Here is a 9069-nt window from a genome sequence, read left to right on the forward strand (position 1 = left end):
CATTGCATCCATTCCGCACGTTTACCATATGTAAGCAACATTATTCTTAAGAGCATGAGGCCGCTAATCACACTATTTTCCCACTTATATCAGACGTATTTCCCGGACAGGGAAGCTATCACATCAATCTTTCATGTGATCGCGTAATCAAAATTGGGTTAATGATTTCAATAGCGTTAAATTTCTTTTTTGCCATGTTTATTGGCTTTAATGTCCATTCTGTTTCATTTTATCGTTATTTAATTTGTTTTTAATTGGTTTTTAAGGTTGTTTGTTTCTGTTGTGTTTGTGGCGGATTCTAATTACCAGGTCAATGAGAGACAATTTTGTCCAGAGCGAGTTATTAGCCATTCATTCGATACCCTATACTCAGCGCATCATCTTACAGAGCCTGATGATATCGACTAAAAAGAACAACATTAAGGGGTGATGTTATGGAGAAAAAAAATATTTATCTGTTCTGTTCCGCAGGAATGTCGACCTCGCTTCTGGTATCTAAAATGCGTGCTCAGGCACAGAAGTACAATGTCCCAGTGGTGATTGAGGCTTTTTCAGAGACTTTTGTCAGTGAAAAAGGTGATGAGGCGGATGTAGTTATGCTGGGGCCACAAATTGGCTATATGCTGCCGGAATTTCAGCGCCTGTTGCCGAATAAGCCAATAGAGGTTATTGATTCGGTGCTTTATGGCAAGATTGATGGACTTGGTGTATTGAAAGCCGCTGTTGCCATGCTTAAAAAAGAAAAATAGAAACTCTTATTATTTAACGCGGAAGGTAGAACAAGACACTTTCTTTTTTTGTTTATTGATACTCTGAAGATAAAAATAATTCCAGACTAAGATTCTAACCCTACACAAATAATACTGATAAGGTGTTTTTCTATGAGCATGATTATTGGGTCTCTTGAAAAGATACTCCTTCCTTTTGCCATTAAAATAGGAAGGCAGCCACATATTAATGCCATCAAAAATGGTTTTATTAAATTAATGCCCCTCACTCTCGCTGGGGCGATGTTTATATTAATTAATAATGTTTTTTTAAGTTTTGGCGAAGGGTCGTTTTTTTATTCAATGGGCATACGTCTTGAGCCTGCAACCATTGAAACGCTTAATCACTTTAAAACGATTGGCGGCAATGTTTATAACGGCACGCTGGGTATTATGTCGCTGATGGCGCCTTTTTTTATTGGTATGGCTCTGGCAGAAGAGCGAAAGGTCGACTCCCTGGCGGCCGGGCTGTTAGCGGTCGCAGCCTTTATGACGGTGACGCCATATAGCGTTAATGATGCCTATGCTGTCGGAGCCAACTGGCTGGGGGGCGCTAATATTATTTCCGGGATGATAATCGGTATTGTGGTCGCCGAAATCTTCACTTTTATCGTGCGCCGCAACTGGATCATTACTCTGCCACCCAGTGTTCCAGAATCGGTGTCCCGATCGTTCTCAGCGGTTATTCCTGGTTTTATTATTCTCTCTATTATGGGTAGCCTCTCTTACGGACTGATGCTCTGGAATACTAACTTCCATCAAATCATCATGGACAGTATTTCAACTCCGCTGGCCTCGCTCGGCTCGGTTGTCGGATGGGTCTTCGTTATTATGGTGCCTTTGCTTTGGTTCTTTGGTGTACACGGTGCGCTGGCGTTGACGGCCTTAGACAACGGTATCATGACCCCCTGGGCACTGGAAAACGTGGCGCTCTTCCAGCAATACGGCTCTGTCGATGCTGCATTAGAAGCCGGTAAAACCTTCCACACTTGGGCAAAACCGATGTTTGATTCTTACATCTTCCTGGGGGGTTCCGGTGCGACACTTGGTCTGATTATCGCTATCTTTATTGCCTCACGTCGTGCGGATCATCGTCAGGTCGCGAAGCTGGCGTTACCAGCTGGTATTTTCCAGATTAACGAGCCGATTCTGTTTGGTCTGCCGATTATTATGAACCCAGTGATGTTTATTCCTTTTGTCTTAATCTCGCCACTCTTAGCGGCAATAACTGTAGCGGCATACAGCTTAGGTATTATTCCTCCAATAACTAATATGGCTCCCTGGACGATGCCGACCGGATTAGGTGCCTTTTTTAATACCAACGGGAGTATAGCGGCCCTGCTGCTGGCTCTGTTTAACCTCTGTGTGGCGACCCTTGTGTATTTACCCTTTGTGGTTATTGCGAATAAGGCTCAAAGCACTATTGAGCTGGAAGAGAGCGAAGAAGATATCGCTAATGCACTAAAATTTTGATGTTAACTAGCGAGTTAACCATCATGTATAAACCAACGGACGAGGAAGAATAGTGTTTAATCTGGATGAAATAGAAGCGCAGAAAACGGAAAGTAATGACCTCGAAGAAGTGGTGATGGGGTTGATTATTAACGCCGGCCAGGCGCGCAGTTTTGCCTATGGTGCGCTGAAGCAGGCTAAGCTGGGTGATTTTCCCGGAGCGAAGGAGATGATGGAAAGATCACGCATTGCATTGAGTGAGGCGCACCGGGTGCAGACTCAGCTGATTGAAAGTGATGAAGGAGAGGGGAAAATCAAGGTCAGTTTGGTGATGGTGCATGCACAGGATCACCTGATGATGGCGATACTGCTTCGTGAGCTGGTGGAAGAATTGATTGAGTTGCACCAGAAGATACAATAGACCATCGATACTATGAGGCTGCCGAAAATGATAACCAAAGAAATCACCGTCGTACGAGAAAATCAGCTTTTCAACGGCAAGAACTTTCATGTGGTTATCTACAATAAAACGGAAAGTGTCAGTGGACTCCATAGCCATGACTACTACGAATACACTCTGGTTTTAACCGGGCGCTATTATCAGGAGATTAACGGCAAGCGAGTTCTGTTGGAAAGCGGAGATTTTGTTTTTATTCCAATAGGATCGCATCATCAAAGCTTTTATTCCTTTGGTGCAACGCGAATATTTAATGTTGGTATTAAGAAAAGTTTTTTTGAGAAACATTATTCACCTTTACTGCCGCCAGACCTGGTCGCCTCTCAGGTTTACTCAGTGAAAAGCACATTTATTCGCTATATTGAGTCAGTTATCGCATCACTGAATTTTCGTGAAACAGAATTTGATGAGTTTATTGAACTTGTCACTTTTTACGTCATAAACCGTTTACGGCATTATCGTGAAGAGCCGGAACAGGATAGTGTTCCTGCCTGGCTAAAGAATACCGTGGAGGAAATGCACGATAATTTAAAATTTGGCGAAGGTGCACTCGAGCAGATGGTCTGCCTCTCAGGTAAGACGCAAGAGTATTTAACCCGGGCGACGCAGCGTTATTATAGTAAAACGCCTATGCAACTTATCAATGATATTCGTATTAACTTTGCAAAAAAACAGCTGGAAATTACTAACTACTCGGTCACCGATATCGCTTATGAATCGGGGTACAGTAGTCCGAGTTTATTTATTAAAACATTTAAGAAGCTGACTTCATTTACGCCAAATAATTATCGTAAAAAGCTGACCAGCGTGAATTAAAGAGAGTGGATTAATCCACCAGCGAAATAATAAATTTCACTGTCCGTATTTATTATATGGAGGGTGAACTGCATCCCATGCATCGAATGATAAGAGAGAGGAATATGAGCCAGAAACTAAAGATAGTGACAATCGGAGGCGGCAGTAGCTATACCCCGGAATTGGTTGAAGGTTTTCTGAAACGTTATCACGAATTGCCCGTGACTGAACTGTGGCTGGTGGATGTGGAGGAGGGAGCGGAAAAACTCGATATTATCCACGCACTTTGCCAGCGAATGGTTGAGAAAGCGGGGGTGCCGATGCAGGTATTTAAAACCCTCGACAGGCGTGCGGCTCTTAAAGATGCTGATTTTGTCACTACCCAGCTGCGCGTAGGACAGCTTCAGGCTCGTGAAAAAGATGAGCGTATTCCTCTCAGCCACGGCTATCTCGGGCAGGAAACGAATGGGGCGGGGGGATTATTTAAAGGCCTGCGAACCATTCCGGTGATCTTTGATATCGTGAAAGATGTGCAGGATATATGCCCGAATGCCTGGATAATTAATTTTACTAATCCAGCCGGAATGGTGACTGAGGCGGTTTATCGCCATACAGACTTCAGGCGTTTTATCGGTGTGTGTAATATTCCGATCGGTATGAAAATGTTTATTACTGATGTGCTGCAATTAAGCGCGAGTGATACGCTTTCTATCGATTTGTTTGGCTTGAATCATCTGGTATTTATCCGTGATGTGTTGGTTAACGGGCGTTCGCGCTTTGACGAACTGCTTGATGGCGTCGCATCGGGCCGGTTAGGCGGCAGCTCGGTGAAAAATATTTTTGATCTGCCCTTTAGTGAAGGGCTGATCCGCGCTCTGAACCTGCTCCCTTGCTCTTATCTACAATATTTCTTCAAACAGAAAGAGATGCTGGCGATTGAGATGGGGGAATACTATAAGGGAGGCGTGCGGTCTCAGGTAGTGCAGAAAGTAGAGCAACAATTGTTTGAACTCTATAGCTCTCCAGACTTGAACATTAAACCGAAAGAGCTTGAGTTGCGTGGCGGAGCTTACTATTCCGATGCGGCTTGTGAGGTTATCAATGCTATCTACAATGACAAGCAGGCCGAGCATTACGTGAATATCCCCCATGGTGGGCATATTGATAATATTCCGGCAGACTGGACGGTCGAAATGACCTGTACACTGGGACGAGAAGGGGTGACACCAACACCGCGCATCACTCACTTTGACGAAAAAGTGCTGGGATTAATTTATACCATTAAAGGATTTGAAGTGGCGACCAGCCAGGCGGCGATCAGCGGAAAGCTGAACGATGTACTGCTGGCGTTAAATTTAAGTCCACTGGTGCACTCAGATAAGGATGCCGAGCAGCTGGCACGAGAAATGCTTCTCGCCCATCAGAAATGGTTGCCAAACTTTGCGGCAACCATTGAAACGCTGAAACAATAACATCGTTACAGGAGTGATTGATGGAACCTGTACTTATCGTTAATGCAGATGATTTTGGCCTGAGTAAGGGGCAAAACTACGGGATTATTGAGGCCTGCCATAATGGACTGGTTACCTCAACCACTGCTTTGGTAAACGGGGCGGCGATTCGCCATGCCGTTGAACTGAGTCGTACGCTACCGACCTTAGGAGTTGGCATGCATTTTGTACTGACTCAGGGGAAACCGCTCTCGACGATGCAGGGCCTGACGCGCGAGGGGCGACTGGGAAAATGGCTCTGGCAGATGGCAGAGCAGGGCTGTCTGCCACTCGATGAGATAGCCCGAGAGCTTGACTGTCAGTATCGCTACTTTATTGAGCTGTTTGGCCGTGAACCGACGCATATTGATAGCCATCACCATGTCCATATGTTGGCATCGATTTATCCTGTTGTTGCCGAATTTGCTCGTGAAAAAGGCTTGCCTGTACGGTTAGACCGTCGGTTTATTCAGCAGGATGCTCTTGCTCAGGGAGTACCGCGTAGTAGTGACGCTTTTTCCAGCGACTTCTATGGCGATACGGTCTCGGAGGCACAGTTTTTACAGATACTTGATGCTGCTCTTCTGGACAATGTCTCCTCGCTGGAGGTGATGTGCCACCCATCATTTATCGACAGTATCGTGATGGAAAGCACCTATTGTTATCCCCGACTGACGGAGCTGGATATTCTGACATCGGCGTCGTTAAAACAGGCGGTGAAGTCCCGAGGCTTTCGTCTGGGTAACTATTATTCACTGGAGAGTCAATTATAGGACCGTAATTATATTTGACGTTAATTAATAAAAAATGGCTGTGATTTTATTTATCTCAGCCATCATGTTGTGTGTATTTAAGTAAAACTCGCTTTAGCATTATATTTAAAAGTAAAAGCTAAAAGATCTAATTTATTTTTATAAAATAAAAGAGAGGGTGTGTCATGCATGCATTTAATAAAAAGAGTCTGTTATATATTATTATTACCTCAATATTATTCGTTCACTCTGCTATACCTCAGGCCCAAGCGGAAGGGTTTATTGATGATTCGACATTAACTGGCGGTATTTATTACTGGCAACGTGAACGAGATCGTAAAGATACTCTGGATGGTAATAAATATAAAACTAACCTTTCCCATGCAACCTGGAACGCTAATCTAGATTTTCAGTCTGGCTATGCCGCAGACCTGTTTGGTCTTGACGTTGCAGCATTTACGGCGATTGAAATGATGGAGAGTCATGACAGTGGTCACCCAAATGAAATTGCCTTTTCGGCAAGAAATAAAACCTATGACGAGGATTACTCTGGCGATAAGAGCGGCATTAGTCTGTATAAAGCGGCCGCTAAAGTTAAGCTCGGTCCTTTGTGGGCGCGAGCCGGATATATTCAGCCTACTGGGCCGACACTGCTGGCTCCTCACTGGAGTTTTATGCCGGGGACCTATCGTGGGGCGGAAGCAGGAGCAAACTTTGATTATGGCGATGCAGGAGCGCTCAGCCTTGCCTATATGTGGACCAACAAATATAAAGCGCCGTGGCACCTTGAAATGGATAATTTCTTTCAGAATGATAAGACAACCAGGGTGAGTTATTTACACTCTATTGGCGCTAAATATGATTTTAAAAATGACCTGATACTGGAAGGCGCATTTGGCCAGGCCCAGGGTTATATTGACCAGTATTTTGCTAAAGTCAGCTATCCTATTATGGTTGTAGATAAGCCGCTGCGTACCAGTTATCAGTTTTACGGAACGCGTGACAAAGTCAACAACGGTGGCGTGAACGATATTTACGATGGTACCGCCTGGCTGCAAGCGCTGACTTTGGGTTACAAGATTGGTGATGTGTTGGATCTCCGTCTGGAGGGCACTTTGGTCAAAGCCGAAGGGCAACAAGGTTATTTCTTACAGCGTATGACGCCGACCTATGCGTCTTCAAACGGTCGTCTTGATGTCTGGTGGGATAATCGCTCTGACTTTAATGCTAACGGTGAAAAAGCGGTGTTTTTCGGTGCCATGTATGACATGAAAAACTGGGATATGCCGGGCTGGGCGTTTGGTGCTTCCTACGTTTATGGCTGGGATGCGAAGCCGGGGAGAATGGCCGTACCGGATGTCTGGTATGATCCTAATAAGCGCCTCAAGGAGTCAGCATACAGCTTGGATGCAGTGTATACAGTACAGGATGGTCGTGCCAAGGGAACTCAGTTCAAACTGCACTACACTCAATATAATAACCATTCTAATATTCCAAGCTGGAGCGGGGGATATGCCAATATCTTCCAGGATGAGCGCGATGTGAAGTTTATGGTGATTGCGCCGTTTACTCTGTTCTGATGATGAATTGCACCGCTATCGGCAGCAAACAACGCCGACGTATTGTTCAGCATCAGCGATGACTCTGTTTGATCCTGAGTGGTGAGATAGCAATCCAGGTTCCTCGTTACCACTATGGAGAGTCATCACGTACTTTTCTGACAGGGCTCAACGATTCTTTCCTCGCTGAGCCCTGTCGATTTTGATGATGGTGGTTTGTTGGCTACACAGAAAGATCAGTTCGCCGTAATCGAATTATTATTAATCGTGACACTGTCTTCCACTGCTTTCAGGGCCAGATTCGCTTCGTAGTATTTTTTCTCACTCAGTAGTTTCTGGGCATCTGCGACAACTTTTTGCGCATGTTTGAGTGGCAACAAGTATAGCTTTTGTGTCACAGCAATATCTGCCAGGCGCAGGGTTTCAAGCGCACCCTTCTGGTCACCTTTAGTGAGTTGCTCATTGGCTTTCTTAAGTGCTTCCTGTTTTGCTGGAGTAGCAATAAAGTTTTCACTGATACCTATAGTACCGTCAATCGCAATATACTGGTCACCGATAAGGGCGGCATCTTTGTTTGTTCTGGCAAATATTTTCCAGTCAGCGCTGTCGTCCGCCAGCAGTTTTGCTGCCGCATCAGTCAGCTTAACCGCATGTTCAGGAACGCCCTGGAAAATAGCCAGCCGTGCCATGCGCACATCTTGTACGGCGGTAAAGCCCTGCTGAGAAATTTTTAAACTTTCCGTTGCCTGCTGGTGTGCGATGACAGCGTCAGATACCGGTTCGGCAACGGCCAGAGATGGCGCAGTGGCCAGAATAGATGCAATCATCGCTGCGGTTAAAAGACGTTTCATAATAAGTAAGCCTCACTTCAGATGGATAATATGACATCAGCCAGAGTCTGAGTGGCTCTGTGGCCTCAGTGGTTGAGTTTAAGCGTAGATGTGACTTTGTTATCTTTCCAGTGGGAGGGGTTCTGCGGATCTATCGATCCGCAGGTTTTATTATTTATCAGGAAGCGCCGTAAAACCTCGTTCTTCTAGGGCGAGGATATAAGGCGTGCTTTTGACCTTCTATCCAACCCCCGAACAAATTGAGCTTTTGGCTCAAACATTCGGCTGTGTGCGTTTCGTCTATAACTCCACCCTTCGCTGGCGCACTGACGCGTACTATGACCGACAAGAAAAAATCGGCTATACGCAAGCGAGCGCACGGCTAACTTCTCTCAAAAAAGAGCCTGATTTTGCATGGCTCAATGACGTTTCCAGCGTGCCATTGCAGCAAGTGCTACGCCACCAGCAAGCCGCCTTCTCTAACTTCTTTGCAGGGCGAGCAAAATATCCGACGTTCAAAAGCAAGCACCACAAACAGGCGGCTACGTTGACCGATGCGGCGTTTAAATACCGTGACGGCAAGCTGTACATGGCGAAAAGCAAAGAGCCACTCGATATTCGCTGGAGCCGTGAACTCCCGTCAGTCCCTTCAACTGTCACCCTTTCCAAAGACGCATCAGGCCGATATTTCGTATCCTGTCTGTGTGAATTTGAGCCAACCTCACTGCCTGTTTCGGCTAAAACAGCGGGCATTGATGTGGGTTTAAAAGATGTGTTCGTCACCGATACCGGATTTAAAACCGGCAATCCCCGCCATACGGCGAGATATGCGAAACAGTTAGCCCTGCTACAGCGTCGCTTGAGCAAGAAGAAAAAAGGCTCAGGTAACTGCGCTAAAGCAAAGCTAAAGGTCGCAAAACTCCACGCCAAAATTGCTGATTGCCGCATGGATAACTTGCACAAGTTG

At 45.5% G+C, this 9069-nt stretch carries 9 protein-coding genes; 8 read left to right on the top strand and 1 reads right to left on the bottom strand.

From position 1 onward, the window contains the following. The first annotated feature begins 434 nt into the window (after positions 1-434). The 7 genes from Q1A40_RS12775 (at position 435) to Q1A40_RS12805 (ending at position 7293) form a co-directional block, all read left to right on the top strand. Positions 435-749 (top strand): PTS sugar transporter subunit IIB, encoded by a 315-nt coding sequence (locus tag Q1A40_RS12775; protein ID WP_300000625.1) that lies wholly within the window; start codon positions 435-437, stop codon positions 747-749. Positions 750-881: 132 nt separating this feature from the next. Beyond that, positions 882-2240, top strand: coding sequence for a PTS N,N'-diacetylchitobiose transporter subunit IIC (gene chbC, locus Q1A40_RS12780; RefSeq protein WP_300000627.1), 1359 nt, complete (start codon positions 882-884; stop codon positions 2238-2240). A 52-nt stretch (positions 2241-2292) separates the two neighbouring features. After that, complete coding sequence (gene chbA / locus Q1A40_RS12785) at positions 2293-2640, top strand: PTS N,N'-diacetylchitobiose transporter subunit IIA (RefSeq protein WP_300000629.1); 348 nt, start codon at positions 2293-2295, stop codon at positions 2638-2640. Positions 2641-2667: 27 nt separating this feature from the next. Continuing rightward, positions 2668-3492 (top strand): transcriptional regulator ChbR, encoded by an 825-nt coding sequence (gene chbR / locus Q1A40_RS12790; protein WP_300000630.1) that lies wholly within the window; start codon positions 2668-2670, stop codon positions 3490-3492. Positions 3493-3596: 104 nt separating this feature from the next. After that, positions 3597-4943 carry a 6-phospho-beta-glucosidase gene (locus Q1A40_RS12795; protein ID WP_300000631.1) on the top strand — a complete coding sequence of 449 codons (1347 nt, stop codon included), beginning with the start codon at positions 3597-3599 and terminating at the stop codon, positions 4941-4943. Positions 4944-4963: 20 nt separating this feature from the next. Then, the gene (chbG, locus tag Q1A40_RS12800; RefSeq protein WP_300000633.1) at positions 4964-5734 is read left to right on the top strand and encodes a chitin disaccharide deacetylase; all 771 of its coding nucleotides are present in this window, start codon (positions 4964-4966) and stop codon (positions 5732-5734) included. Between the two features lie 164 nt (positions 5735-5898). Further along, a complete protein-coding gene (locus tag Q1A40_RS12805) occupies positions 5899-7293 on the top strand; it encodes an OprD family outer membrane porin (protein WP_300000635.1) in 1395 nt (464 codons plus the stop codon). Positions 7294-7508: 215 nt separating this feature from the next. Here Q1A40_RS12805 and Q1A40_RS12810 read toward each other — a convergent pair whose 3' ends face one another. Next, positions 7509-8123, bottom strand: coding sequence for a YfdX family protein (locus tag Q1A40_RS12810; protein ID WP_300000637.1), 615 nt, complete (start codon positions 8121-8123; stop codon positions 7509-7511). Between the two features lie 205 nt (positions 8124-8328). Here Q1A40_RS12810 and Q1A40_RS12815 point away from each other — a divergent pair. After that, a partial coding sequence (locus tag Q1A40_RS12815) for a transposase (protein WP_300000639.1) occupies positions 8329-9069 on the top strand: 741 nt, incomplete at its 3' end.

It is taken from the genome of uncultured Cedecea sp., from assembly GCF_947498825.1.
In the GTDB taxonomy this organism is placed as follows: Bacteria; Pseudomonadota; Gammaproteobacteria; order Enterobacterales; family Enterobacteriaceae; genus JGM124.

Coding starts and splice junctions, on each gene's coding strand:
- Q1A40_RS12775 (WP_300000625.1), top strand. CDS start 435: ATGGAGAAAAAAAATATTTATCTGTTCTGTTCCGCAGGAATGTCGACC.
- chbC (WP_300000627.1), top strand. CDS start 882: ATGAGCATGATTATTGGGTCTCTTGAAAAGATACTCCTTCCTTTTGCC.
- chbR (WP_300000630.1), top strand. CDS start 2,668: ATGATAACCAAAGAAATCACCGTCGTACGAGAAAATCAGCTTTTCAAC.
- Q1A40_RS12795 (WP_300000631.1), top strand. CDS start 3,597: ATGAGCCAGAAACTAAAGATAGTGACAATCGGAGGCGGCAGTAGCTAT.
- chbG (WP_300000633.1), top strand. CDS start 4,964: ATGGAACCTGTACTTATCGTTAATGCAGATGATTTTGGCCTGAGTAAG.
- Q1A40_RS12805 (WP_300000635.1), top strand. CDS start 5,899: ATGCATGCATTTAATAAAAAGAGTCTGTTATATATTATTATTACCTCA.
- Q1A40_RS12810 (WP_300000637.1), bottom strand. CDS start 8,123: ATGAAACGTCTTTTAACCGCAGCGATGATTGCATCTATTCTGGCCACT.